The sequence below is a fragment of the Pseudomonas sp. AP42 genome (assembly GCF_001728935.1).
Taxonomy (GTDB): Bacteria; Pseudomonadota; Gammaproteobacteria; order Pseudomonadales; family Pseudomonadaceae; genus Aquipseudomonas; species Aquipseudomonas lactis.
The window spans coordinates 29,161-54,327 of the sequence record NZ_LYSO01000033.1 but is presented as its reverse complement, the minus strand read 5'-3'; the positions used below and the strand labels follow the sequence as shown (position 1 = coordinate 54,327).

Genomic DNA, 25,167 nt, shown 5'->3' with positions numbered 1-25,167 from the left:
AAAAGTGAGCCGCCGTCAGGGCGGAACCCCAAGTGGCCGTTACCGCAGCAATGGATCTACACACAATCCAGCTGTGTTGACTGTCAGGGCGCTATCGCAGGCAAGCCAGCTCCCACACTCACCGTGTTTATTCAGCAGAGGGTGGCGTCAACCGTGCTTCAAGTTCAGCCACCTTCGCCTCCAGGCTCTCCAGTCGCGCACGTGTGCGGGCCAGCACCACCATCTGGCTGTCAAACTCTTCCCGGCTGACCAGGTCGAGCTTGCTGAAACCACTCTGTAGCAAAGCCTTGAACTGGCTTTCGATTTCATTGCGGGGCAGCGGGGTGTCGCCGCTGAACAGGCGAGAGGCGTGGCCGCTCAGGGCGTCGAGGAAGTCTTTGGGCGCGAGCATTGGACATATTCCGGAAAACAGTTGGCCGGCAGTGTATCACGCAGCGTCTATAGTCATTTTCACGCCCTGCTGCGCACGGTTTTCGCGCATTGGGGCGGGCGGGCACGCACTGTTTTGATGCGCATTGCGGCCGCGCAGGCGCCCCGTAGGTGAGCACAAGCGGGCAAAGGATTGATTTCGGTGGTTTTTACGGAGCTGGCAAGGTTTCTGCTTAGACGATCATGACCCATGCACTGATGCAGTCGCTGTGACGAATGCAGTGCGCCGACGGATCCGGGGTACAGGGCTCGTCACCAGTGGTTCGCTGGCGTCGCGACGGCAAATGCCGAGGCGACGATGCGTTACAAAGCCAGGCACTGCGCTTAGACTTGAGACGGGTTTGTTTTCCTGGGGCAAGTCCACCAAATTCGGGAGAGAGTTTTCATGAAGCTAGTCACTGCCATCATCAAGCCGTTCAAGTTGGACGATGTTCGCGAGTCACTGTCCGAGATCGGCGTGCAGGGCATTACCGTTACTGAGGTCAAGGGCTTCGGTCGGCAGAAGGGTCATACCGAGCTGTATCGCGGCGCGGAATACGTGGTCGATTTCCTGCCGAAGGTGAAGATCGATGTCGCCATTGACGACAAGGATCTTGACCGGGTTATCGAGGCGATAACCAAGGCGGCCAACACCGGCAAGATCGGTGACGGCAAGATCTTCGTGGTCAATCTGGAACAGGCTATTCGCATCCGTACCGGCGAAACCGATACCGACGCAATCTAAGCCGCCAAACCCCAACGCCCCAGGAGAAAACAATATGACTCTGCGTAAATTCGCAGGGCTCGGAGCCCTGCTGTCCATCGTAATGCCAAGCCTGGCCATGGCGGCAGATGAAGTGGCTGCTCCAGTCCTCAATTCCGGCGACACCGCCTGGATGCTCACTGCCACCGCGCTGGTGCTGTTCATGACCATCCCTGGCCTGGCGCTGTTCTATGGCGGCATGGTCCGCTCCAAGAACATTCTGTCGGTGATGATGCAGTGCTTTGCCATCACTGGCCTGATCAGCATCCTCTGGGTCGTCTACGGCTACAGCATCGCGTTCGATACCACCGGTATGGAACAGGGCGTGGTCAATTTCAATTCCTTTTTCGGCGGCATGGGCAAGGCGTTCCTGGCGGGTGTCACCCCGGCCAGCATCACTGGGCCGGCGGCGCTGTTTCCGGAAGCCGTGTTCATCACCTTCCAGATGACCTTTGCCATCATTACCCCGGCGCTGATCGTCGGTGCTTTCGCTGAGCGCATGAAGTTCTCCGCGATGCTGATCTTCATGGCTATCTGGTTCACCCTGGTCTATGCGCCAATTGCGCACATGGTCTGGAGCGGCAACGGTGGCCTGATGTGGGACTGGGGCGTGCTGGACTTCGCGGGCGGCACCGTCGTGCATATCAACGCGGGTGTGGCTGGCCTGGTGGCGTGCATCGTGCTCGGCAAGCGTAAAGGCTTCCCGACCACTCCGATGGCCCCGCATAACCTGGGCTATACCCTGGTGGGCGCGGCCATGCTGTGGATCGGCTGGTTTGGCTTCAACGCCGGTTCCGCTGCGGCGGCCAACGGCACCGCGGGCATGGCGATGCTGGTGACCCAGATCGCCACCGCCGCCGCGGCCTTGGGCTGGATGTTTGCCGAGTGGATCACCCACGGCAAGCCAAGCGCCCTGGGTATCGCCTCGGGCGTGGTCGCCGGCCTGGTCGCCGTGACACCAGCGGCTGGCACCGTGGGCCCGATGGGCGCCCTGGTGATTGGCCTGGTCGCTGGTGTGGTGTGCTTCTTCTGCGCGACCAGCCTCAAGCGCAAGCTGGGTTATGACGACTCCCTGGACGCTTTCGGCGTGCACGGTATCGGCGGTATCGTCGGCGCGATCCTCACCGGTGTGTTCGCAGCTCCTGCTCTGGGCGGCTTCGGCACCGTGACCGACATCGCAGCCCAAGTGTGGATCCAGTGCAAAGGGGTGGGCTTCACCGTGATCTACACGGCGATCGTGACCTACGTCATCCTCAAGGTGCTCGACATGGTCATGGGCCTGCGTGTCACCGAAGAAGAAGAGGCGGTTGGCCTCGACCTGGCGCAGCACAACGAGCGCGGCTACAACTTGTAACTACGTGAAAAAAACATGCCCGGCTTGCCGGGCATTTTTTTGCCTGGCGTTTGTCTGTGGCTAAAGGTGCATGGGTTTTTTATCGAGTTTGTGATGGGATCCACACAGTACTTTTAAGGGTGCAAATGTCTTACAGGCATGAAGGCGTATTCGGCCCTTTGTTTTTTCTCAGAGCGCGCTAGAATGCGCGCCGATGGGCGGAGAACTGTATGTGGCAACAGACCCTGATTACCCTGCGGGCCAAGCCCCGGGGCTTTCACTTGGTAACGGACGAGTTGCTTGCCGGCTTGCCTGAATTGAAGGCCTGCCGTGTGGGCCTGTTGCATCTGTGGCTGCAGCACACCTCGGCCTCGTTGACCATCAACGAGAATGCCGACCCGGCGGTTCGCCGTGACTTCGAGCGTTTTTTCAACCTGCTGGTGCCACAAGGTCGCGCAGGGTTTGAACATAACGACGAAGGTCCGGATGATCTGCCGGCGCACTTCAAGGCCAGTCTGCTGGGCTGCCAGCTGAGTTTGCCGGTCAAGGCCGGCCGCTTGGCGATAGGGACCTGGCAAGGTGTTTATCTGGGCGAGCACCGTGATCATGGCGGTGCTCGTAAAGTCCTCGCCACCTTGCACGGTGAAGGGGCATAAGCCATAGGGAATCCTGTGGATGTTGATTTTTTTCCAGCGGCCTCGACAGAGGGTGAAGCTGGGCTATAACTAATCTGCTTTTCGCAAGTCATGAGGTAGAACATGAGCGACGATGATCTGGAACAAGACGACCTCGAAGTAGGTGATGAAGACGACACCGAAGACGGTCTTGAAGCAGTAGCGGCTGACGACGTTGCGGAAGATGACGATAACAGTGTTGGCGATGACGCGGCTCCCAAAGCCAAAGGCAAAGCCAAGGCGGCTGTTTCGGTAGACGAGTTGCCGAGTGTTGAAGCCAAGAACAAAGAGCGCGATGCCCTGGCCCGTGCGATGGAAGAGTTCCTCGCTAAAGGTGGCAAAGTGCAGGAAGTCGAGGCCAACGTGGTGGCTGATCCACCGAAGAAGCCGGATAACAAGTACGGCAGCCGACCTATCTGAGGTCTGCCTCCTGCTTGTAAGAAAAAGCCCGCCGTCGCTGCGGGCTTTTTCATGTCTGGAATTAAATCTCTCAGGTCACCATAAATCAAATGTGGGAGCGGGCTTGCTCGCGAATGCGCAGTGTCAGTTGATACCTTCATCACTGACCCACCGCATTCGCGAGCAAGCCCGCTCCCACATTTTTTGATCTGCGGTGTTACTGCCAGCTTTGCAGCAGTGGCGGCAACTCCGTCAGGCTGCGAATCTGCGCATCCGGGTGCTTGTCTCCCTCCCAGGCCTTGCCCGTGGGGTTGAACCACACCGCCCGCAGCCCCGCCTGCTGCGCGCCGGCAATATCATCCCCAGGATGATCGCCCACATGCACAGCCGCGCTGGCGTCCACACCGCCACGTTGCAGCGCCTCCTGAAACAGCCGTGCATCCGGCTTGGCGATGCCGATATCTTCAGCGCGCAGGGCAAAGTGAAAATAGTCCGCCAGGCCCACGCGCTGCACATCGGCATTGCCATTGGTGATCACCCCCAGCAGGAAGTGCTGGCGCAGCGCCTTGAGCATCGGCTCGGCTTCCGGGAACACGGTGAGTTGGTGACGTGCGTGGATGAACGCTTCGAAGCAGACGTCCGCCATCTCTGTGGCCTCAGGCTGGGGATAACCGGCCTCCTCGAACGCATGCATTAGCACGCGATGGCGCAGCAGGCTGATGCGGTGCTTGAGTTCGGGATGACGCTGCAGCACCTGTTGGCGCAGGCTGGCAAAATGCTCAAGGGGCAGGTCGCCGACCTTGGACGCGTGGGTCGCCAGCCATTCGCGCATCGACGCTTCGGCGCTGATGATGACGGGTACGTTGTCCCAGAGGGTGTCGTCCAGGTCGAAGGTGATCAGCTTGATACTCATGAGTCGCCGCCCTTGATGCGTTTGGCCCGTGGATGGGCGCTGTCGTACACCGTTGCCAGGTGCTGGAAGTCGAGGTGGGTGTAGATCTGCGTGGTCTTGATATCCGAGTGCCCGAGCAGTTCCTGCACGGCGCGCAAGTCTTGGGAGGATTCGAGCAGGTGGCTGGCAAAGGAATGACGCAACATGTGCGGGTGCAGATTCTGCCCCAGCTCCCGCTCGCCGGCGGCCTTGACCCGCAGCTGGATCGCCCGTGGCCCCAGGCGCCGGCCTTGCTGGCTGACAAATACGGCATCGTCTGCCGGGTTGGTCAGCAGGCGTAGCGGCAGCCATAGCTGCAAGGCTTCACGGGCTTTCCTGCCCACGGGCAGTACGCGGGTCTTGCTGCCTTTGCCGAGCACTTGCACCAAGCCATCGGCGAGGTCCAGTTGATCAAGGTTCAGGCTCGTCAGCTCGGACAGGCGCAGGCCCGAGGAATAGAACAGCTCAAGGATTGCCTGGTCACGATGGGCCAGGAAGTCAACCTCCACGGCACCGTCGAGCAGTTGCAGGGCGCGGTCGGTGTCCAGGGTCTTGGGCAGGCGCCGCTCGCCTTTGGGCGGCGACAGGCCATTGGCCGGGTCGTGGTCGCACAGGCCTTCGCGATTGAGGTAGTGATAGAGGCCGCGCACCGCCGACAGCAGGCGAGACAAGCTGCGTGAGGACTGGCCTTGTTGGTGCAACCGGGCGATCAGGCTGCGCAGGGCCTGGATATCCAGGGCCGTCCAACTGCTGACGTGCTGTTTTTCGCAATAGGCCAGGACCTTGTTCAAGTCCCGCCGATAGGCTTCCAGCGTATGGGGCGACACCTGGCGCTCATTGCGCAGGTGAGCGCAGTAAGCGTCCAGTTGCCGCTCCATGATCAGCGCACCGCGCGCAGGGTGGTGGTGTGGCGTGGCAGGACGCGGCCCAGCACTTCGGCGATATAGGTCAGGAACAACGTGCCCAACGAGCTTTTGTAGTGCGCCGGATCGCGGCTGGCGATGGCCAGTACCCCGTGCAAGCCTTGATGGCTGAGGGCGATGACGGCCGTAGAGCCGATCTGCTTGCGCTGTTCGGCGCCAAACAGGAAGTCCAGTTCATGCTCGCGCAAGGTGCCGCTGACGGTCTTGCCTTCGGACAACAGGCCGCCGATGGCCGTCTGCGCCTCGCCACCTGTGACCCAGCGGCCCACCGGCATCGGGTTGTCGCTGAACAGGATCAGGCTGACGAAGGGCACCTGGAAATCCTCACGCAGGCTGTCTTCCACGGCGATCACCGTTTCTTCCAGGCTGGTGGCATCCATCAGGGTCAGAATCAGGCGGCGCGTCTTGTCGAACAAGCGGTCGTTGTCGCGGGCCACGTCCATCAGATGAGAGAGGCGGTGGCGCATTTCAATATTGCGCTCGCGCAGGATCTTCATCTGCCGCTCCACCAGCGATACGGTATCGCCGCGCTGGTGAGGGATGCGCAGGGCCGGCAGCAACTCTTCGTGTTCGACGAAGAAGTCCGGGTTAGCCTCAAGGTACGCCGCGACAGCAGCGGCCTCCAGGCTTTCACTCGGGGTTGCGTGTGCGGGTACTTGAGGCTTATCGGTCATTAGCTTGGCTCACTCATAGACGGACCTGTCCTTCGTATACACGCGTGGCCGGCCCGGTCATCATCACCGGGTGGCCAGGGCCTGCCCATTCGATGGACAAACGTCCACCGGGCAGGTCGATCAACAGCGGCGAATCCATCCACCCCTGGCTGATCGCGGCCACGGCAGCGGCGCAAGCACCGGTGCCGCAAGCCTGGGTTTCGCCGACGCCGCGTTCCCATACGCGCAATTGCGCACGGTTACGGTCGATTACCTGCAAAAAGCCCACATTGGCCCGTGCCGGAAAGCGCGGGTGATGTTCGATCTTCGGCCCCAGTTCGTGCACGGGGGCGTTATTGATGTCGGTGACCCGCAGCACTGCATGGGGGTTGCCCATGGACACGGCGGCGATCTCTACGGTTTTGCCATCCACGTCCAACGCGTAACTGAGGGCCTGCTCGGTGGCCTGGAACGGAATATCCGCCGGCACCAGGCGCGGCGCGCCCATGTTGACGCTGATCTGGCCATCGTTGCGGATGTCCAGTTCGATCACGCCACCTTTGGTTTCGACGCGAATCTGGCGTTTGGCAGTCAGGCGTTTGTCGAGCACAAAGCGCGCAAAGCAGCGCGCGCCGTTGCCGCACTGTTCCACTTCGGAACCGTCGGAGTTGAAGATCCGGTAACGGAAATCCACCTCCGGGTTGCTCGGCGCCTCGACCAGCAGCAACTGGTCGAAACCGATCCCGGTGTGGCGATCGCCCCACTGTTTGGCGTGCTTGGGCAGGATGTGCGCGTGCTGGCTGACCAGGTCGAGGACCATGAAATCATTACCCAGCCCGTGCATCTTGGTAAAACGCAGCAGCATGGCTTACTCCGGCAGCAGGCTTTCGCCAGCATACAACTCGGCTACCGTCTCGCGGCGACGCACTTCAAATGCTTGATCACCGTCCACCAGCACCTCGGCGGTACGCCCGCGGGTGTTGTAGTTGGAACTCATGACAAACCCGTAGGCACCGGCCGAATGCACGGCCAGCAGATCACCTTCCTCAAGCGCCAACTCACGATCCTTGGCCAGGAAGTCGCCGGTCTCGCAGATCGGCCCGACGATGTCATAGGCGCGGGCGTCGCTTGCGCGCGGCGTCACGGCGGTGACATCCATCCAGGCCTGGTACAGCGCCGGGCGGATCAGGTCGTTCATCGCCGCATCGACGATGGCGAAATCCTTGTGTTCGGTGTGCTTGAGGTACTCGACCTGGGTCAGCAGCACGCCAGCGTTGGCGACGATGTAGCGGCCCGGCTCGAACATCAGCGTGAGGTCGCGGCCTTCGATGCGCTCGCGCACGGCCTGGATATAGTCGGCAATCAGCGGCGGCTCTTCATCGCGATAACGCACACCCACGCCACCACCGAGGTCGATGTGGTGCAGGTAGATGCCGCACTCGCCCAGACGATCGATCAACGCCAGCAGGCGGTCGAGGGCATCCAGGAACGGTGGCAATGTGGTCAGTTGCGAACCGATATGGCAGTCGACACCCAGCACTTCCAGATTCGGCAGTTGGGCGGCGCGGATGTACACGTCTTCGGCGTCGGCGATGGCAATGCCGAACTTGTTCTCTTTGAGACCGGTGGAGATGTACGGGTGGGTGCCGGCGTCGACGTCCGGGTTGACGCGCAGGGAGATCGGCGCACGCACGCCCATCTCGGCGGCGACCACTTGCAGGCGCTCCAGCTCGTCGGTGGATTCGACGTTGAAGCAATGCACGCCGACTTCCAGGGCGCGACGCATGTCTTCGCGGCTCTTGCCGACGCCGGAGAAGACGATTTTGTCCGCCTGGCCGCCGGCGGCCAGTACGCGTTCCAGCTCGCCACGGGAGACGATGTCAAAACCAGCGCCAAGACGCGCCAGGACATTGAGTACACCCAGGTTGGAGTTGGCCTTGACTGCGTAGCACACCAAGTGCGGCACGCCGTCGAGGGCGTCGGTGAACGAGCGGTATTGGGCTTCGATATGCGCACGCGAGTACACATAGGTCGGGGTGCCGAAGCGCTGGGCAATCGCGGACAAGGCCACGCCTTCCGCGAACAGCTCGCCGTCCCGGTAGTTAAAAGCGTCCATAAGTTTCCCTTGGCTTAGTAGGTGTCGTGCTTATGGGCTTTTGACGGCTTTTGCGACGATTGCGCCTGTTCGTTTGGATCTTTGCTGTCATCCGGCAGGTACAACGGGCCTTTCTGGCCACAGGCACTAACGAGGCAAGCGACCGCGACGAGCGCAGCAAGGGAAGAGATCAGGCGCTTCATGGCGAAATCCTTGAATATGCATTAATTGCGCCCGAGTATACCGACCACCCGCCAGCTTGCCTATGCGCCGCAACACCCGTCCGGCGGGGGTTTGCTGAGACAGTAGGGAAGCAGGCTACGATGCCTGGGGATATTTCGTACCGTCATCCGTGATCAAATCAGTATCCTTTGCAATCGGCGAAGCTCGCCCGTATCGTGCGGCGCTTGAGCAAAACCAGACACTTTTGAGGTTGCCACAATGAGTTTGACCGAAGCCCGTTTTCACGACCTGGTGGATGCCACCCAGCAGGGGCTGGAAGATATTTTCGACGACAGCGGCCTGGACGTGGACCTGGAAAACTCGGCCGGGGTGCTGACCGTCAAGTTCGAGAGCGGCCAGCAACTGATCTTCAGCCGCCAGGAGCCGCTGCGTCAGCTGTGGCTGGCGGCGCGCTCCGGTGGCGTTCACTTCGATTACGACGAAGAAAGCGGCAAATGGCAGTGCGACAAGAGTGAAGAGTTGCTGGGTGAGATGCTCGCCCGCCTGGTCCAGGAATACACCGGCGACGAACTGGATTTCGACGAGATCTGATGGTGAGTGAGCCTGCACCCGTACGCCCGCCCAAGCCGCTGTTCAGCAATGTCAGCCCGGCGGTGCCGTCACCTTGTATCAGTTTGTGTCGCCTGGACGAGCAGAAAGTCTGCCTGGGCTGCTTCCGCCATGTGGAAGACATCCGGGAATGGCGCTCTGCCGACGATGCGCGGCGCCGGGTGATCTGCGCCGAGGCCGAGCAGCGCAAGGCGAGCACCTGACGGCGTCTTGTTTATTTGTGTCGCTGTGGTAGTGTCCGGATACACCTCCATTCATCGAGGTCCGTGAGAACCCCGCCTTTTCCTGGCGGGGTTTTGCTTTTTTGTGCAGAAAAAAGGAGTCTGCCTGAATCATGACCACCGCACCGTCCATCATTCTTACCCGTCTTGACGTGCAGCGTCTGGAGCAACTGATCGACCGTTTGGGCGACGAGTTTCCCGGCGTCGAAGCGTTGCAAGCCGAACTCGACCGCGCCGAAGACGTGGTTGGTCACGATGAAGTGCCTGCGGGTGTCGTGACCATGAACTCCAGCGTGCATTGCCGTGAGCAAGGCAGCGGCATGGACTATCACCTGACGCTGGTCTACCCCAAGGACGCGAACGCCGACAAAGGCAAGATCTCGATCCTGGCGCCCGTGGGCAGCGCATTGCTTGGCCTGCAAGTGGGCCAGCACATCGACTGGCCGGCGCCAGGCGGCAAGACCCTTAAGCTGGAATTGCTCAGCGTCGAAGGCCAGCCCAAAGATGGCGGCGCCTTTTTGCTCTAAACCTGACTCAAGGCCGCATTGAGTGACTGTTCCAGTTCGGCTTTATAGCGCAGGTACAGATTGCTTGGGCTTTGCACATCGCCGAGCAGCCCCGACAGATCCAGGTCAGTGATATAGCAGCGGTAACGCTCGGTTTCCCGACGTTGCCCGACGATCTCCCGGGCGACCACCGTAAACAGCTGGTCGCCAAATTCCAGTTCGGAAAACTCCCGCTGATTGCAGTAAAGGGTGATCCCTACCTGGCCCGGCGCGCCTTTGCCGATAATCGCCTGCACGTCATAAAACGCTTTGTTGGCAGGGTCTTGCGGGGCCGGCCGTGGCTCCACGCCTCGCGCACGGCCGTTGCCCGATGGCAACAGTTGGTAGTACAGGATCTGTACTTCGCCCGCGGGTTGCTGAGCGTCCAGGGACGATAGCGCTTCGCGGCGGTACAGGATCGATTGCAAAAAACGCTGCAGCGGCGCTAGCAGGCTTTGCTCATCATGAAACGGCAAGCGCTGTTGCCAGAGCGCGTTGAATTCGTCGAGCACGTACAGGTCGGCGAAGCCTTCATTGACCCGGTAGAACACCTGCACACACTCGGCCTGGCCCATGGGCAGCAGCAGCGCCAGGTCGTGGTCTTCCAGGGCCATGGCGTCCAGGTGCCACGGGCTGTAGCTGGCCAACTCCTCGTTGAGGTAAGCGATCAGCGCGTCCTGGGTCGGCAGCGACACATGGGTGGCTTGGCCCGGCACCAGTTCCATGACGTGATAATGCTGCTGCACCTGGAGCAGGTAGCGATGGTTGCCCTGGCCGAGCAGCAGATGCTGCGCGGTGTCGAATACCTCTTCCACCCGCTGGGCAATGAACTGCGCCCGGTTGTGGCAGAAGCAGCGCACCCGCAGGCGTGGCAGATGGTTCGATGGCAGTTGGTTGAGGTAGTCGCGCAGGCAGTCGAGCAGGGCGTGCGGGCCGTCATAGCGGCTGACCATCACTTCGTTCCAGCTGTTGAGCGTGACCTGGTCCAGGGTCAGCACCAGGTTGTCGCGCACGCCGGCGTAGCTCAGGGAGTCGGTGCGCTCTGTGGTCATCAGGATATTCAGGTCGCGATGATGCTTGAGCGGGTCAACCCCAACGTTGATCAGCAGCAGCACTTCTTCTGGCACTGCCGGGCGCAGCAAACGGCTCTCATCGACACTGGCCAGGGGCAAGGCGATGGTCTGTTGCAGGCTGCCCAGCAGGTTGAACAGCTCGAACTCGGTCATGTCGCTGGTGCCGGGGTGCAGCGCCAGGCGGGTGCTGCTGTCGATCACGCCGTTGCGATGGCACCAGGTGAGCATTTCCAGCAGGTCGCGGCTGCGTTTGATCGGCGCGAAGTGTTCCCATTCCAGGGCGGTAAGGTTGCCGTTATACAGGCCCCAATGGTGTTGGCCCGGCTCTTTGCGGTTGGGCGACTGCACCAGGGTCAGGGTGTCTTCGGCCAGGTCGGGGGCGATGCCGGGGTTGATAAACTCGACCTTGCCGGCCTTGCGCTCGAACGCCGCGTACAAACGGCGGCCCAGTACATTGAGGTCGCGTTTATTGATCGGGCTGGCGGACTGTTCGCTGCGGGTGAACTGAGTGAGGAAGCGGTAGCTGTAGTTCAACTCATTGACCAGGGCGCGGCGCTCGGAAGCGACCTGGCGCACTTTCCATTGGCTGCGGCTGTCCAGCAGGGCCAGTTGGCGTGTGTCCCACCCCCATTCATGCGCCAGGCGTTCCAGTAGCTGCCGTTGCCAGCCAGCAGTGCGCTGGCCGGCGCTGAGTTTGCGGTTGACCTTCAGGTACAGGCTGCGGCGCACCAGTTCCAAGCGCTCCAGCTCGTTGCGGGCCTTGAGGTATTCCTCGATACGGCGGTAGACCATGATGTACGGGTCCAGCTCATCCAGGTCTACCTGATGGCTGAACACCGCCTGTTTGAAGCGCAGGCTCAGGCACTGCACCTTCGGGTGTTCGCTGGCGTAGACCTCGGTCAGCAGCAGCTTGAGCACCGATTTATAGGGCGACTCGATGCCCTTGAACAGTTGCCACAGCCCGGCGCCAATAAATTCCCCCGGAGGAATATGAGCCAAATGGCCGAGGTCGAGGGTTTCATCAGCGCGGATAAAGCGCTTGGAAATCAGTGCGTGAGTAAACTCGGCGTAGCGGTTTTCTTCGTAGACCGGCACCAACCACCAGATGGGCGTGCGTCCGGCCAGCCAGATCGCGGTGCGATAGAACTCATCCAACAGCAGGTAGTGCTGGGTGGTGCCGCAGTCGTCGGAGCTCAATTGTGTATCGCGATCACCCAACACAAAGCGCGTCGGGTCGATCAGGAAGAAATGCGCCTCGGCGCCCATGCCCAAGGCCCAGGTTTCCAGCAGTTGGCACTTTTTGCGCAGCTCGGCCAGCTCGGTCTCGCTCAGGTCGGGGGCGTGGCACACCCACACATCCATATCGCTTTGATCGGCCTGGGCCAGCGTGCCCAGGCTGCCCATCAGGAACAAACCGTGTATCGGCGTAGGCGGGTTACCGTGGCGCGGTTTATAGGAAAACGAGCGGGTCAGGCGCTGGGCATCGGCCAGGGCCTGGGCGTCCGGTTCAAAATTCGACAACCCGGCCGGCGTGCTGCTGGAGACGTAGCCTGGCAACAGCGGGTGATTGACGTGGAAAAACAGCGGCAACAAAGCCAGCACGCTTTGCTGGCGTGGCGTCAGCCCCTCGACGGCCCGGGCCATGCGGCCTTGGTTGAGGGTCATGAAACGCGCGCGCAGTTGGGTCAGCACCTTGCGGTCGATGCCTTCGTCCAGATCGGGGCGGATTTCATGGGTGCGGGTCATGTCGAACTCGTTGGCTCGCAGGGCCCGACGCGGGCGGCCATGCAGGAGTTTACAGACAGTAGCGTAGGAGTTTTAGAGGGAAGTGGCTTTTTGGCGTCAGAATTTTGTAGGCCGCGCAGCAATGCCCGCGGAATCCGCAGGCGGCGGACTCCATGGGCGGTATCAGGTATCAGGCGGCTTCTTTGGTGCTGGCAGTGGTGAGGATGGTCAGCAGGGTTTGGGCTTGCTCGGCAGCGTCCCGGCCAAGGCTCGTCAGATAGCCCCCGTCCGGTTGGTCGATCAGCCCTTTGGCATGGAGGCGCTTGGCAGCGGCGATGGCAGTAGGGGCGGCAGTCTGATGGACTTTCAAGCCTTCCTTGGTGCTGTCCAAGGGGAAGAGTACAAGGATTTCCAGTTCGGCAACCAACTCAGGGGTATACGACATAAGGACTCCAGACTTTCTAAAATTTATTAGAGGCTAGCAGGCCATAAGGTGAACGCACTTTGCCGAACTGTCCAGCGTGTTGCTGCGTGCCGGGGTTATTGCTTTTCCGGCGGCAGCTCGGGCAGTGCCCGCAGTGCTGTTTCATACCACTCGGTATTGAAGGCGCGGTCCTCGTCCAGCATGGCGTCGATCTCGAAGGCCAGAACGTGAGCCATCAGATTCAGGATCTCTTCGCGCTCGTAACCCACCAGGGTCAGTTTATTGAACGTAGCCTTCGCCGCTGGCGGGTTATCGCTCTCGATCTGGTTCTCGATGGCTTCGATCAGCGTGGTTTCGGTGAATTCTTCTTCGTCGTTGTCGATATCGGTCGGCTCGCTCATGGCAGGCTCCTCAAGGAAAGGGCGTCAGTCTACCCCCATTCAGGTGGGTGATGCTGCTGGTCAGGGAGACCTCGAGGATCTATAACTCTTGCAGCCAACCCCGCACCCGGCCTGGAGGCTTTGCGATGCTCAAGCTTTACGGATTTTCGGTCAGCAACTACTACAACATGGTCAAGCTGGCGCTGTTGGAGAAAGGACTGCCCTTCGAAGAAGTGCCTTTTTACGCCGGGCAAACCCCCGAAGCCTTGGCGGTCAGCCCCCGCGGCAAAGTGCCGGTGCTGGGTGTGAAGCAGGGGTTCATCAACGAAACCAGCGTCATCCTCGAATACCTGGAGCAGAGCCAGGAAGGCCCTGCGCTGCTGCCCGCCGACCCGTTTGCGCGGGCACAGGTGCTGGCGCTGTGCCGTGAGATCGAGCTGTACATCGAACTGCCTGCACGGGCGTGTTTCGCCGAGGCTTTTTTCGGCATGTCGGTGCCGGAGGCGATCAAGGAAAAATCCAGGGCCGAGCTGTTGCTTGGGATCGGTACGTTAGGCCGGCACGCTAAGTTCGCGCCTTATGTGGCAGGGGAGAGCTTCACCCTCGCGGACCTGTATTTCATGTACAGCTTGAACCTGGCCTGCGGTGTGGGCGAGAAGCTGTTTGGGCTGGACCTGCTGGCGCAGTTGCCGAAAGCGAAGGCGTTGTTGGCGCGCCTGAATGAGATGCCCAACGCGCAAAAGGTAGAGGCGGACAGGCAGGCGGCGATGCCAGCGTTCATGGCGATGATTGCAGCCAAAAAATAAATCTTTGGCAGCTGTAAGAGCGCCATCGCGGGCAAGCCCGCTCCCACGTTTTGATGTGTGAACCCAATCAAGTGTGGGAGCTGGCTTGCCTGCGATGCTTTTAGCGGCTGGCGAGCAATTGCTGGCCGCGCACGACCGCTGCCTTGACCTGTGCTGGCGCAGTGCCGCCCACATGGTTACGGGCATTCACCGAGCCTTCCAGGGTCAGCACGGCAAATACATCCTGCTCGATCTGGTCGCTGAACTGGCGCAGTTCTTCCAGGCTCATTTCCGCCAGGTCTTTGCCGGTGTCCACACCGTACTTCACGGCGTGGCCAACGATTTCGTGGCAGTCACGGAACGGCAGGCCACGGCGCACCAGGTAATCCGCCAGGTCGGTCGCGGTGGAGAACCCACGCAGGGCCGCCTCACGCATGATCGCGTGCTTGGGCTTGATCGCCGGGATCATGTCGGCAAAGGCGCGCAGCGAGTCGCGCAGGGTGTCGGCGGCGTCGAACAACGGCTCTTTGTCTTCCTGGTTGTCCTTGTTGTAGGCCAGTGGTTGGCCTTTCATCAGGGTCAGCAGGCCCATCAGTGCGCCGAATACACGGCCACTCTTGCCACGCACCAGCTCTGGCACGTCGGGGTTTTTCTTTTGCGGCATGATCGAGCTGCCGGTGCAGAAGCGGTCCGGCAGGTCGATGAACTGGAATTGCGCGCTGGTCCAGAGCACCAGCTCTTCGGAGAAGCGCGACAGGTGCATCATCGCGATGCTGGCCGCGGCGCAGAATTCGATGGCGAAGTCCCGGTCCGACACGCCGTCCAGTGAGTTGCCGCCCACGGCGTCAAAACCCAGCAGTTGTGCGGTGTACTCACGGTCGATCGGGTAGGTGGTGCCGGCCAGTGCAGCGCTGCCCAGCGGCATACGGTTGGCGCGCTTGCGGCAATCGACCAGGCGCTCGTAGTCGCGGCTGAGCATTTCGAACCAGGCCAGCAGGTGGTGGCCGAAGGTCACAGGCTGTGCGGTCTGCAGGTGAGTGAAACCGGGCATGATGGTGTCCGATTCGCGCTCGGCCTGCTCCAGCAACCCTTTTTGCAGGCGGGTGATTTCGCCCAGGATCAGGTCAATCTCATCGCGCAGCCACAGGCGGATATCGGTGGCGACCTGATCGTTACGGCTACGGCCAGTGTGCAATTTTTTGCCGGTCACGCCGATGCGATCGGTGAGGCGTGCCTCGATGTTCATGTGCACGTCTTCGAGGTCGACGCGCCAGTCGAACGTCCCTGCCTCGATCTCACCGCGGATGGTGGTCAGGCCGTCGATGATGCTGTCACGCTCGGCATCGGTCAGCACGCCGACCTTGGCCAGCATCGTGGCGTGGGCGATGGAGCCCATGATGTCGTGGCGGTACAGGCGTTGATCGAAGGTGACGGAGGCGGTGAAGCGCGCGACGAAGGCGTCGACGGGTTCACTGAAGCGGCCGCCCCAGGACTGGTTGGTCTTGTCGGTGCTCATGGATTCGCTCGTGATCTGCTTAAAAGAGGCATGAAGGTGTGCTGGCGATCATAACAGGGTTGCCCGTGGACGCGGTGCTGCGGGTGGCCGGCAATTTTATTTGTGTAAGAGATGGCTAAGTGCCTTGCCGCCGACCGCATCCGGGACGAGACTGGGGGCAGGTACTTATTGAAACGATATTTGACGATTGAGCAATGTCGCCTCGGTGAGCGTCTACAGTTGGACTGATAGTGTGTGAATGCACCAAAGTCGGGTGATGCGGTCATAACCAGACTATCCATTAAACAGGGGGGTATTCGGATTGTTTATCAGTGAACCCTACGACGATGCCCGGAGGCAGCGGGTCTTGGGCGCTATTGAACAGGTCCGGGTAAATTTGGGTGCCATTCTCAGGGCACTTTTTGCCGCTCGCGCTAGTCTTAGCGTGGATCGCTGTGACGTCAGTCACCGCACCTGTCTACGCTATCCTTGTGCGAGACTCACGCAGGAATCCAGCGCAATATGAATGTCCTGATCGTTGATGACGAACCCCAAGCCCGCGAGCGACTGAGCCGTCTGGTCAGTGAACTCGAGGGTTATACAGTCCTTGAACCGATTGCCACCAGCGGCGAAGAGGCGTTGACGCTGATCGACAGCCACAAGCCGGATGTAGTGCTGCTCGATATCCGCATGCCCGGTTTCGACGGCCTGCAAGTCGCCGCCCGCTTGAGTGAACGCGAATCGCCGCCCGCCGTGGTGTTGTGTGCGGCGCAGGATGAGTTTTCTGCACAGACGCTGGAAGACAGCGGTGTCAGTTTTCTCATCAAGCCGGCCACGGCCGAAGCCTTGCTCAAGGCCCTGAAAAAAGCCGAGCGCCCCAGCCGTGCCCAACTGGCTGCCTTGACGCAGCCGGCTGCGCAAAGTGGTAACGGGCCGCGCAGCCATATCAGCGCGCGTACCCGCAAGGGCATCGAGCTGATCCCACTCGGCCAGGTGGTCTACTTTATTGCCGATCACAAATACGTGACCCTGCGCCACGAGACCGGTGAAGTGTTGCTCGATGAACCGCTCAAGGCCCTTGAAGACGAGTTTGGCGAACGTTTCGTGCGCATTCATCGCAACGCGCTGGTCGCCCGTGAACGCATCGAGCGCCTGCAGCGCACGCCTCTGGGGCACTTTCAGCTATTCCTGAAGGGGCTCAATGGCGATGCGTTGATCGTCAGCCGACGCCATGTCGCTGGCGTGCGCAAGATGATGCAGCAGCTTTAGCCCGAGGGCTGCGGCGCGGTCTGCGTTCCTTATCCCGGTGCGATGTGGCCAGGGAGGCCCCGCACTTGCCTGATTCAAATCAAAGCGTATTTGCCTGAGCTGTTATTATCCGCCGTATCTATTCAGTACGGATTGATCCATGTCCTCTCGCGAAATCCGCATCGCCACCCGTAAAAGCGCCTTGGCCTTGTGGCAGGCCGAATACGTCAAAGCACGCCTTGAACAGGCCCATCCCGGCCTCAAGGTATCCCTGGTGCCCATGGTCAGTCGCGGCGACAAGCTGCTGGACTCGCCACTGTCGAAAATCGGCGGCAAGGGCCTGTTCGTCAAGGAGCTGGAAACCGCGCTGCTGGACAACGAAGCCGACATCGCCGTGCATTCGATGAAAGATGTGCCCATGGACTTCCCTGAAGGCCTGGGCCTTTTTTGCATCTGCGAGCGCGAAGACCCGCGCGACGCCTTTGTTTCCAACACCTTCGCGTCCCTGGACGAATTGCCGCTGGGCAGTATCGTCGGCACCTCCAGCCTGCGTCGCCAGGCGCAGTTGCTGACGCGGCGTCCTGACCTGCAGATCCGCTTTTTGCGTGGCAACGTCAACACACGCCTGGCCAAGCTGGATGCCGGCGAATATGACGCGATCATCCTCGCCGCTGCCGGCCTGATCCGCCTGGGCTTTGAAGACCGCATCACCTCGGCCATCAGCGTCGACGACAGCCTGCCGGCTGGCGGGCAGGGCGCAGTCGGTATCGAATGCCGCACCGCCGACAGCGAAATTCATGCACTGCTAAAACCTCTCGATCACGCGGACACCGAAGTGCGCGTCACCGCCGAGCGTGCCTTGAACAAACACCTCAACGGTGGCTGCCAAGTGCCCATCGCCTGCTATGCCGTACTCGAAGGTGAGAACCTGTGGCTGCGTGGCCTGGTCGGTGATCCGGACGGCGGTAACCTGCTGACCGCCGAGGTGCGTGGGCCGCAACGTGATGCCACGGCCTTGGGGATTCAGGTTGCCGAGGAACTGCTGGAAAAAGGCGCGGGTGCCATTTTGCAGAAAGTCTATGGCGAGGCCGGCCCGCAGTGACCGACTGGCGAGTGCTGCTGACGCGGCCTGCCGAGGAGTCGACGGCCCTGGCGGCAGTATTGGCCGAGTCGGGTATTTACAGCAGTTGCCTGCCTTTGCTGGAGACCGAAGCGTTGCCGGTGACCGCTGAACACCACGCGGTATTTGGCGCGCTGCAGCGCTATTGCGCCGTCATCGTGGTGAGCAAGCCGGCCGCGCGCCTGGCGTTGCAGCAGTTGGGGAGCAGTGTGCCACCCATGCCCTGGTTCAGTGTCGGCGCGGCCACGGCCCAGATACTGGCCGATCATGGCCTCCAGGTTCACTGTCCCGCCACGGGCGATGACAGCGAGGCCTTGCTTGAACTGCCTGCCTTGCGCGAGGCTATTGCAGTGCCGGGCGCCCGGGTGTTGATTCTGCGTGGCGAGGGCGGGCGCGAGTTGCTGGCAGAGCGTTTACGCGAGCAAGGTGCTAGTGTCGACTACCTGGAATTGTATCGGCGTTTTCTTCCGGTGTATGAGAAGGGCGCGCTGATGCAACGCATCCAGTTGGAACGCTTGAACGGCCTGGTGGTCAGCAGTGGGCAGGGTTTTTTACACTTGCACGCGTTGGCCGGTCCCGATTGGCCAGAGGTGGCACAGCTGCCGTTGTTCGTGCCCAGCCCGCGTGTATATGAAATGGCGCGGGCCGCGGGTGCAGAAAAAGTTGTGGATTGTCGCGGCGCGAGTGCCGCGGCTTTGTTAGTGGCGTTAGGGAGCTATCCCGTTCCCACTCTCTGATACGCAAAGGACGGATACGTGAGCGAAACAGCCTTGCCTAAAGATGAAGCTCAGCCCGCGCTTGATGCGCCGGTCGAGACACCGGTCAGCGCGCCACGCCGTGGCAATGGCCTGGCCATCGTCGCCTTGCTGTTGGGCGCTGCGGGCGTAGCCGCCGGCGGTTGGGGGATCTGGCAGGTCCGTGCCCTGCAAGCCAGCAGCCAGCACCAGCTGGGCCAGGTGCAGACCCTGGATGACCAGTCCCAGAGCCTCAAGCAAGGCCAGCAACAGTTGGCCGCCCGCCTGGCGCAGTTGCCGGGTGCGGATGAGCTGGAAGAACGTCGCCGTCTGGTCACTCAGTTACAGGGTGATCAACAGCGCCTCAACCAGCGTCTGGAAACCGTGTTGGGTGCCAGCCGCAAAGATTGGCGCCTGGCCGAGGCCGAGCATCTGATCCGTCTGGCCAGCTTGCGTTTGTCCGCCTTGCAAGATATCAACAGTGCTCAGTCGCTGGTCCAGGGTGCCGACGAGATTCTTCGCGAGCAGAGCGACCCAGGGTCTTTCGCCGCACGCGAGCAACTGGCCAAGAGCCTGGCTGCGCTGCGCAGTACCGAGCAACCGGACCGTACCGGCCTGTACCTGCAACTGGCCGCCTTGCGTGACCAAGTGGTGCAGCTTGCGGCGATTGCCCCGGAGTATCAGCTCACCGAGCCCGCTTCCCAGGGGCGTCCCACCAGCGATACGCAGAACCAGTTGAGCCAATGGTGGGAGCAGATTTCCCGTTACTTCCGCATCGACTTCAACCCGGATGACAACATCCGCCCATTGTTGGCAGGCCAAGGTTTGAACCAAGTGCGGCTGGCCTTGAGCCTGGCGCTGGAGCAAGCCCAGTGGGCTGCGCTTAACGGCGAGGCGGCGGTATACAGCCGCTCGCTGGGAGAAGCGCGCAGCGTGTTGCAGGACAACTTCAACCAGGACAACCCGCAGAGCAAGGCGATGCTGGCGCGTATTGCCGAGCTCGAGCCCAAGGCCGTGTCGGTGGTCACGCCTGACCTGGCCGCGAGCCTGGCTGCTGTGCAGGCGTACCTTGAGCGTCGTCATCTGTCTGCCGACGAAGCCAAGGCCTCGGCTGGCAAACCGGCGACCCAGGAGTAGAGCTGATGAAGCGTTTCTATGTGATCCTGGTGCTCGCAATTGCGCTCGCCCTGGCCCTGGGCGTGGGCATTTCGAAGCACACCGGCTACGTGTTGATTACCTATCCTCACTTGCTGCATTACGAATCAAGCCTGTGGGCGACATTGGTGGCGCTGTTCGCCATTGGCCTGGCGATTTACCTGATTCGTGTGTTGTGGAGCCTGGTCACCACATCCGGTGGCGTGGTCAACCCTTGGTCACGACGCAACCGCAGCCGTCGTGTGCAGATTGCTATCGAGCAAGGCCAGATGGACCTCGCCGAGGGCCGCTGGGCCAGCGCCGAACGCCACCTGCACCGCGCCGCCGAAGCAGAGCGTCAACCTTTGCTGTATTACATCGGCGCGGCCCGTGCGGCGAATGAGCAGGGTCGTTATGAGGAATCCGACGGTTTGCTGGAGCGCGCGCTGGAGCGCCAGCCCCAGGCCGAACTGGCCATTGCACTGAGCCATGCGCAATTGCAGATGGATCGAGGCGATACGGAAGGCGCTCTGGTCACCCTTCAGGCGATGCATGAGCGTCATCCGCATAACGCGCAAGTGCTGCGACAGTTGCAACGCCTGCATCAGCAGCGTGGCGATTGGTCGTCGGTGATTCGCCTGCTGCCGGAACTGCGCAAGGACAAAGTCTTGCCCGCCAATGAGCTGGCCGAGCTGGAGCGACGCGCGTGGGGCGAGAACCTGAGCCTGGCGGCCCAGCGTGAAGAGCAAGGCGTGGCGGGGTTGCAGTCCTTGGAGCGCGCATGGGAGCAACTGACCGCTGCCCAGCGCCAACAGCCACAACTGGTATTGGCGTATGCCGACCAACTGCGTCGATTGGGCGCCGATGCCAAGGCCGAAGAAGTGCTGCGTGGTGCGCTCAAGCGCGGTTACGACAGTCACTTGATCCGGCTGTATGGCCTGCTGCGCGGCAGTGACCCTGCGCGTCAATTGAAGTTTGCCGAAGGCTGGCTCAAGGACCATCCAGGCGATGCCAGCCTGCTGTTGACGTTGGGCCGTCTGTGCCTGCAAAACAGTCTCTGGGGCAAGGCGCGCGATTATCTGGAAAGCAGCCTGCAAGTACAGCGCAATCCCGAAGCCTGCGCCGAACTGGCTCGCCTGCTGGCCCAGTTGGGCGACACCGAGCGCAGCAACCAGCTGTTTCAGGAGGGCTTGGGCTTGCTCGACAATCGTCTGCTGTCCTCGCCACTGCCGGTGCCTGCACGAGTTTGAAGTAGGAAAGGGTGAGTGGATTGGCTCGGACCGATCCTCTCCCCGATCCTTCAAGCCCTGCAAACACTCGGTTTAACTGGCCTTGTTGCTAATTCCTACTTGTTGTAACTGAATTTCCTCGGGCTCGTGGCGGGATGTCCTTATGTTTTCGAGGAAATGTCTGCTCTAGGGCGTATTGAAAGGGGTCGGGCCTTTCCTCTACCGTAGCGACCTATCTCTTGCAGTGCGGATAAACAATGTCTTTGGCCCCTTTACGCTCTTTGTTTTTCCTGGCGTTCATGGCGGGTGCGCTGACGTTGGGCGCGTCTTTCTACCTTCAATACGGCGCGCTGCTACGACCGTGTTTTCTATGCCAGGTACAGCGCCTGTTCCTCGCGTCTTTTGCATTGATCAACCTGATTGCCGTGCTTCACAAGCCTGGGCGTTCCGGCCTTTGCCTTTACGGGCTGGCGAGTATGGGCTGTGCGTTGCTGGGCGCCATCACCGCAGGCCGGCAAGTGCTGTTGCAGAACAGGCCGGCAAGTCAGGTGGGGGATTGCTGGCCCAGTCTGCAGCACATGCTTGAAAACCTGTCTGTCTGGCAGGCAATGCGCTCGGTGTTCAATGGCACGGTCGATTGTGTCGAAATCAACTGGACGCTATTTGACCTGAGCCTGCCTGAGTGGAGCCTGTTGTTCTTCGTGGCGATGCTGATCCTGGGGCTCATGCAGGTGTCACGGTTGTTGTTCGGCAGGCATTTTCGCCTCGCAACGCCTTGAATACGGGACCCAGGTTGTAGGAGCGGATTAAACACTTGTATGAACATTCTCTCCTGCGTACCTTGAAGCCATAGTCATGCGGGCATAATCTGGCCCGCACGCGTTATCCAAACCGCTTGTCAGACGCGGCCTTGTCCGTCTGCTGCTTCATCCTTGAAGTGTTGCGCAGGTACAGAGCTGCGGCGCCCCAATAGGGAAGAGAGATCATCATGTTGGAACGTTGTCAGAATGCTCAGGAACGCTGGGGTGGTGTGCACAAGCTGATAGACAGCTGGTTGCAGGCACGTCACGAACTGGTTGGAGCCTTTGATGCTCTCGGCGCCAAGCCCGAAGCGTTGGGTGAGAATCGCGAAACATTGCAAGATTTTTGCGGTGTGCTGGTGGACTACGTGTCTGCCGGCCATTTCGGCGTCTACGAGCAACTGACCAAGGAGGCCGAAGCCTTCGATGATCAGCGTGGACTGGAGTTGGCCGAGACGATTTATCCGCGCATCGATGTGATTACTGAAAAGCTGCTGGCGTTCACCGACCTGTGTGATGCCGGGAAATGTGTTGCGGAAAAATTCAAAGAATTGGGCGCGCTGTTGCATGAGCGTTTCGAGCTGGAAGATTGCTTGATCGAAGTGCTGCACAACGCTCACAAAGAAGAACCCGCCACCCAGGCTTGAACCTGATGGCGAGATAAAAAACGGTGCGAATGTCGCACCGTTTTTTTATGGGTCAGTGGCGAGTGCCGAGCAGTTCGATCTCGAATACCAGCGGCGTATAGGGTGGGATCAACTCACCTGCGCCGTCTGCGCCATAGGCCTGTGCCGAAGGAATCACCAGGCGCCATTTCGCACCCACCGGCATCTGTTGCAATGCACTGCTCCAGCCGCTGATCACACTGTCCAGGCGAAACCATTGCGGTTGCGTACTTTTGTCGAAGACCGTCCCGTCAGGTAGTCGGCCCACGTATTTCACCTGTACTTCATCGCTGGCCGACGGCTTGTTGCCCGTGCCCTTTGCCAGCTCGGTGAGCAGGATGCCGTCGGCTAGCTGACGAACGCCGGCGGCGGCTTTTTCCCGAGTGAGAAATTGCTGCTCGGCAGCGAGTGCTTTTTCGCTTTGCGGCAGTTGGGCGTCGGCGGCATTCTGCGCTTCATGTTGGGCGAGGATATGTTCAATGCGCGCGTTATCCAGCGCCAGTGGTTTGCCTTGGTAGGCTTGTTTGAGTCCATCGAGCAGGGCCTGTATCTGCAGGTCGGGGACTTCCTGGCGCAACCGTTCGCCAAGGCTTGCGCCCAGGCTATAGGCAAGGTCGTGCGGGGCTACGGCGGTGGTGTTTGACGAGGGCTGCTCGCTTGCATCGGCCACGCAGATCGCCAAGCCGAACACTAGAAAAAGGTAACGCGACATGGGCATTCTCCCGGCGAAAGTGCGACGGATTATGCCAGTGCGAGTGCGTAAAAAGTGGCGCGGTTTTCCGTTATATCGATAAGAATTTTCGCACGGTGCAACGCAAGGCAAAGGATACTGTCAACATGCCCTAGCGGCGGTAAGAGCAGAGGGCTAGTATGAGCCGCACCCACGTCAGCCAGGAGGTAAACCATGTCGGCCAAACAGAAGCCTGTAAATACCCCGTTGCACTTGCTCCAACAACTTTCGGGCAGCCTGCTCGAACATCTGGAAAGCGCGTGCTCCCAAGCCTTGGCTGATGCAGAAAAACTGCTCGCCAAACTGGAAAAGCAACGCGGTAAAGCGCAAGAAAAACTGCACAAGTCCCGTACCAAACTGCAAGACGCTGCCACTGCCGGCAAGTCCAAGGCCCAAGCCAAAGCCAAAGGCGCGGTCAAAGAACTTGAAGAGCTGCTGGATGCTCTCAAGGATCGCCAAGCCGAAACCCGCAGCTACATTTCCCAACTCAAAAAAGACGCTCAAGAAAGCCTGAAACTGGCTCAGGGCGTTGGCCGTGTGAAGGAAGCCGTAGCTAAAGCACTGGGTGCTCGTACGCCTGCAAAAGTAGCCGCTAAGCCAGTCGCTAAAACCGCTGCTTCCAAACCAACCGCCAAACCAGCTGCTAGAACCGCTGCCGCCAAACCAGCTGCTAAAGCCACTGCTGCCAAACCAGCCGCGAAGCCAGTTGCTAAAACTGCTGCTGCCAAACCAGCCGCTAAGCCAGCTGCTAAAACCGCAGCTGCCAAACCAGCTGCCAAGCCAGTCGCTAAAACCGCAGCTGCCAAACCAGCCGCGAAGCCAGCCGCTAAAACTGCTGCTGCCAAACCAGCCGCGAAGCCAGCTGCTAAAACTGCTGCTGCCAAGCCAGCCGCTAAAACTGCTGCCGCCAAACCAGCTGCCAAGCCAGCCGCTAAAACTGCTGCCGCCAAACCAGCTGCCAAGCCAGCCGCTAAACCTGCTGCTGCCAAACCAGCTGCCAAACCAGCTGCTAAAACTGCTGCCGCCAAACCAGCTGCCAAGCCAGTCGCTAAAACCGCTGCCACCAAACCAGCTGCCAAGCCAGTCGCTAAAACCGCTGCTGCCAAACCAGCCGCGAAGCCAGCCGCTAAACCTGCTGCTGCCAAACCAGCCGCGAAGCCAGCCGCTAAACCTGCTGCTGCCAAACCAGCCGCCAAGCCAGCCGCTAAACCTGCTGCCGCAAAACCGGCCGCGAAGCCAGCTGCCAAGCCAGCGCCCGCAAAGCCAGCCACTCCAGCAGCCCCCACTGCCACCCCGGCAGCAGCCACCGCTCCAACAGCATCGGCCAGCAGCACCCCTGCACCGGTAGCGCCAAGCACCACCCCAACCAGCGCTTCCTAAGTGTTGGTGGCCATGACGCGCAATTGCAGCAGCGCGTCGTGGTCAAGGTTGGCGGCTTCGGTCGCCAGGCCTTCAAGCCATTCTTGCTGACCCAGCACCTCATTGATCGGCCATGCCTGCACCAGCGCTTCCAAGCGCGCCAGCAGCGTTCTTTCGGCCTCCAGCTCCAGTGTCTTGACCTGCTCGCGTAGCGATGCCAATTGCGTATCCTGCTGGGCCAAGGCGCGCCATTGCACGCGCATTTGTCGCAACGGTTCGACAACCTGCACCCGCCACGGATGAGCGATCTGTTGCAATGCCTGAATGCGTTCGGGCTTGTACGCCACACCTCGTTGCTCCAGCCAAGCACCACACAACAACAGGCACACGTCTGCCCCTTGCTCCTGCAAGCGCAGGCACGCGGCCTCCACGCCCGGGCGGGCATAGGTCGAAAGGGCAAAGCTCCACAGGTCAGCGCACATATTCACACCCAAGCCAGCGGCCAACGAAGCTGGTAGACTCCGCCGCC

The 25,167-nt window shown here is 60.7% G+C and carries 29 protein-coding genes; 16 read left to right on the top strand and 13 right to left on the bottom strand.

Annotation, left to right across the window (positions count from 1 at the left end; genetic code table 11):
* Positions 1-127: 127 nt before the first annotated feature.
* Positions 128-391, bottom strand: coding sequence for an accessory factor UbiK family protein (locus A7K61_RS14445; protein WP_003195432.1), 264 nt, complete (start codon positions 389-391; stop codon positions 128-130).
* A 423-nt stretch (positions 392-814) separates the two neighbouring features.
* On the opposite strand from A7K61_RS14445, the gene glnK reads away from it, so the two are divergent.
* The 4 genes from glnK (at position 815) to sutA (ending at position 3,598) form a co-directional block, all read left to right on the top strand.
* Positions 815-1,153, top strand: a complete 339-nt coding sequence (glnK, locus tag A7K61_RS14440; protein ID WP_002555808.1) for a P-II family nitrogen regulator — start codon at positions 815-817, stop codon at positions 1,151-1,153.
* Between the two features lie 34 nt (positions 1,154-1,187).
* On the top strand, positions 1,188-2,525 hold the full coding sequence (locus tag A7K61_RS14435) for an ammonium transporter (RefSeq protein ID WP_020302863.1): 1,338 nt from the start codon (positions 1,188-1,190) through the stop codon (positions 2,523-2,525).
* 209 nt (positions 2,526-2,734) lie between these two features.
* A complete protein-coding gene (locus A7K61_RS14430; RefSeq protein ID WP_032894557.1) occupies positions 2,735-3,160 on the top strand; it encodes a secondary thiamine-phosphate synthase enzyme YjbQ in 426 nt (141 codons plus the stop codon).
* Positions 3,161-3,262: 102 nt separating this feature from the next.
* Entirely contained in the window at positions 3,263-3,598 is a 336-nt protein-coding gene (sutA, locus tag A7K61_RS14425; protein ID WP_047712064.1) for a transcriptional regulator SutA, read from the top strand.
* 196 nt (positions 3,599-3,794) lie between these two features.
* On the opposite strand, the gene A7K61_RS14420 is transcribed toward sutA, so the two are convergent.
* Genes A7K61_RS14420 through A7K61_RS31390 form a run of 6 tightly spaced genes read right to left on the bottom strand, consistent with a single transcriptional unit; the run spans position 3,795 to position 8,382 of the window.
* The gene (locus A7K61_RS14420) at positions 3,795-4,490 is read right to left on the bottom strand and encodes an HAD family hydrolase (RefSeq protein WP_069557818.1); all 696 of its coding nucleotides are present in this window, start codon (positions 4,488-4,490) and stop codon (positions 3,795-3,797) included.
* The gene (gene xerC, locus A7K61_RS14415; protein WP_069557817.1) at positions 4,487-5,386 is read right to left on the bottom strand and encodes a tyrosine recombinase XerC; all 900 of its coding nucleotides are present in this window, start codon (positions 5,384-5,386) and stop codon (positions 4,487-4,489) included. Before xerC ends, A7K61_RS14420 begins: the two co-directional genes overlap by 4 nt.
* 2 nt (positions 5,387-5,388) lie before the next feature.
* Positions 5,389-6,105, bottom strand: coding sequence for a DUF484 family protein (locus A7K61_RS14410; protein ID WP_069557816.1), 717 nt, complete (start codon positions 6,103-6,105; stop codon positions 5,389-5,391).
* 13 nt (positions 6,106-6,118) lie between these two features.
* Entirely contained in the window at positions 6,119-6,949 is an 831-nt protein-coding gene (gene dapF, locus A7K61_RS14405; protein WP_003195419.1) for a diaminopimelate epimerase, read from the bottom strand.
* 3 nt (positions 6,950-6,952) lie between these two features.
* Complete coding sequence (lysA, locus tag A7K61_RS14400) at positions 6,953-8,200, bottom strand: diaminopimelate decarboxylase (RefSeq protein WP_044269794.1); 1,248 nt, start codon at positions 8,198-8,200, stop codon at positions 6,953-6,955.
* Positions 8,201-8,214: 14 nt separating this feature from the next.
* The gene (locus A7K61_RS31390) at positions 8,215-8,382 is read right to left on the bottom strand and encodes a lipoprotein (RefSeq protein ID WP_003195417.1); all 168 of its coding nucleotides are present in this window, start codon (positions 8,380-8,382) and stop codon (positions 8,215-8,217) included.
* A 238-nt stretch (positions 8,383-8,620) separates the two neighbouring features.
* Between A7K61_RS31390 and cyaY the strand changes: the two genes are divergently transcribed.
* The 3 genes from cyaY (at position 8,621) to rnk (ending at position 9,719) form a co-directional block, all read left to right on the top strand.
* Positions 8,621-8,953, top strand: a complete 333-nt coding sequence (cyaY, locus tag A7K61_RS14395) for an iron donor protein CyaY (RefSeq protein ID WP_032894564.1) — start codon at positions 8,621-8,623, stop codon at positions 8,951-8,953.
* A gap of 2 nt (positions 8,954-8,955) precedes the next feature.
* Positions 8,956-9,174: a DUF1289 domain-containing protein gene (locus A7K61_RS14390; protein WP_044269871.1), complete on the top strand. Its 219-nt coding sequence runs from the start codon at positions 8,956-8,958 to the stop codon at positions 9,172-9,174.
* 131 nt (positions 9,175-9,305) lie between these two features.
* Positions 9,306-9,719: a nucleoside diphosphate kinase regulator gene (rnk, locus tag A7K61_RS14385; RefSeq protein WP_047712059.1), complete on the top strand. Its 414-nt coding sequence runs from the start codon at positions 9,306-9,308 to the stop codon at positions 9,717-9,719.
* On the opposite strand, the gene A7K61_RS14380 is transcribed toward rnk, so the two are convergent.
* The 3 genes from A7K61_RS14380 to A7K61_RS14370 all read right to left on the bottom strand — a co-directional run bounded on the left by A7K61_RS14380 (position 9,716) and on the right by A7K61_RS14370 (position 13,360).
* Positions 9,716-12,556, bottom strand: a complete 2,841-nt coding sequence (locus tag A7K61_RS14380) for a class I adenylate cyclase (protein WP_069557815.1) — start codon at positions 12,554-12,556, stop codon at positions 9,716-9,718. The genes rnk and A7K61_RS14380 overlap by 4 nt on opposite strands.
* A 169-nt stretch (positions 12,557-12,725) precedes the next feature.
* Positions 12,726-12,980, bottom strand: a complete 255-nt coding sequence (locus A7K61_RS14375) for a TIGR02647 family protein (RefSeq protein WP_003195403.1) — start codon at positions 12,978-12,980, stop codon at positions 12,726-12,728.
* Positions 12,981-13,075: 95 nt separating this feature from the next.
* On the bottom strand, positions 13,076-13,360 hold the full coding sequence (locus tag A7K61_RS14370) for a hypothetical protein (protein ID WP_034134047.1): 285 nt from the start codon (positions 13,358-13,360) through the stop codon (positions 13,076-13,078).
* 125 nt (positions 13,361-13,485) lie between these two features.
* On the opposite strand from A7K61_RS14370, the gene A7K61_RS14365 reads away from it, so the two are divergent.
* Positions 13,486-14,145 carry a glutathione S-transferase family protein gene (locus A7K61_RS14365; RefSeq protein WP_069557814.1) on the top strand — a complete coding sequence of 220 codons (660 nt, stop codon included), beginning with the start codon at positions 13,486-13,488 and terminating at the stop codon, positions 14,143-14,145.
* 100 nt (positions 14,146-14,245) lie between these two features.
* Here the strand turns inward: A7K61_RS14365 and argH are convergent, their stop codons facing one another.
* Positions 14,246-15,640, bottom strand: coding sequence for an argininosuccinate lyase (argH, locus tag A7K61_RS14360; RefSeq protein ID WP_020302866.1), 1,395 nt, complete (start codon positions 15,638-15,640; stop codon positions 14,246-14,248).
* A 501-nt stretch (positions 15,641-16,141) separates the two neighbouring features.
* Between argH and A7K61_RS14355 the strand changes: the two genes are divergently transcribed.
* The 7 genes from A7K61_RS14355 (at position 16,142) to A7K61_RS14325 (ending at position 22,531) form a co-directional block, all read left to right on the top strand.
* The gene (locus A7K61_RS14355; RefSeq protein ID WP_047712056.1) at positions 16,142-16,888 is read left to right on the top strand and encodes a LytTR family DNA-binding domain-containing protein; all 747 of its coding nucleotides are present in this window, start codon (positions 16,142-16,144) and stop codon (positions 16,886-16,888) included.
* Between the two features lie 139 nt (positions 16,889-17,027).
* Positions 17,028-17,969, top strand: a complete 942-nt coding sequence (gene hemC / locus A7K61_RS14350; protein ID WP_044269783.1) for a hydroxymethylbilane synthase — start codon at positions 17,028-17,030, stop codon at positions 17,967-17,969.
* Positions 17,966-18,724: a uroporphyrinogen-III synthase gene (locus A7K61_RS33745; RefSeq protein WP_069557813.1), complete on the top strand. Its 759-nt coding sequence runs from the start codon at positions 17,966-17,968 to the stop codon at positions 18,722-18,724. Before hemC ends, A7K61_RS33745 begins: the two co-directional genes overlap by 4 nt.
* 18 nt (positions 18,725-18,742) lie before the next feature.
* Positions 18,743-19,858, top strand: coding sequence for a uroporphyrinogen-III C-methyltransferase (locus A7K61_RS33740; protein WP_034134043.1), 1,116 nt, complete (start codon positions 18,743-18,745; stop codon positions 19,856-19,858).
* A 5-nt stretch (positions 19,859-19,863) separates the two neighbouring features.
* Positions 19,864-21,105: a heme biosynthesis protein HemY gene (locus A7K61_RS14335; RefSeq protein ID WP_069557812.1), complete on the top strand. Its 1,242-nt coding sequence runs from the start codon at positions 19,864-19,866 to the stop codon at positions 21,103-21,105.
* Between the two features lie 236 nt (positions 21,106-21,341).
* Positions 21,342-21,863 (top strand): disulfide bond formation protein B, encoded by a 522-nt coding sequence (locus A7K61_RS14330; RefSeq protein ID WP_044269779.1) that lies wholly within the window; start codon positions 21,342-21,344, stop codon positions 21,861-21,863.
* Between the two features lie 209 nt (positions 21,864-22,072).
* Entirely contained in the window at positions 22,073-22,531 is a 459-nt protein-coding gene (locus A7K61_RS14325; protein ID WP_044269777.1) for an Rsd/AlgQ family anti-sigma factor, read from the top strand.
* A 52-nt stretch (positions 22,532-22,583) separates the two neighbouring features.
* Here the strand turns inward: A7K61_RS14325 and A7K61_RS14320 are convergent, their stop codons facing one another.
* Positions 22,584-23,261, bottom strand: a complete 678-nt coding sequence (locus A7K61_RS14320) for an FKBP-type peptidyl-prolyl cis-trans isomerase (RefSeq protein ID WP_069557811.1) — start codon at positions 23,259-23,261, stop codon at positions 22,584-22,586.
* Between the two features lie 192 nt (positions 23,262-23,453).
* Between A7K61_RS14320 and A7K61_RS31375 the strand changes: the two genes are divergently transcribed.
* Positions 23,454-24,659 (top strand): AlgP family protein, encoded by a 1,206-nt coding sequence (locus A7K61_RS31375; RefSeq protein ID WP_083263096.1) that lies wholly within the window; start codon positions 23,454-23,456, stop codon positions 24,657-24,659.
* On the opposite strand, the gene A7K61_RS14305 is transcribed toward A7K61_RS31375, so the two are convergent.
* Positions 24,656-25,120 carry a TIGR02444 family protein gene (locus A7K61_RS14305; RefSeq protein ID WP_047712051.1) on the bottom strand — a complete coding sequence of 155 codons (465 nt, stop codon included), beginning with the start codon at positions 25,118-25,120 and terminating at the stop codon, positions 24,656-24,658. The two genes, A7K61_RS31375 and A7K61_RS14305, sit on opposite strands and share 4 nt — an antisense overlap.
* Positions 25,121-25,167: the final 47 nt, after the last annotated feature.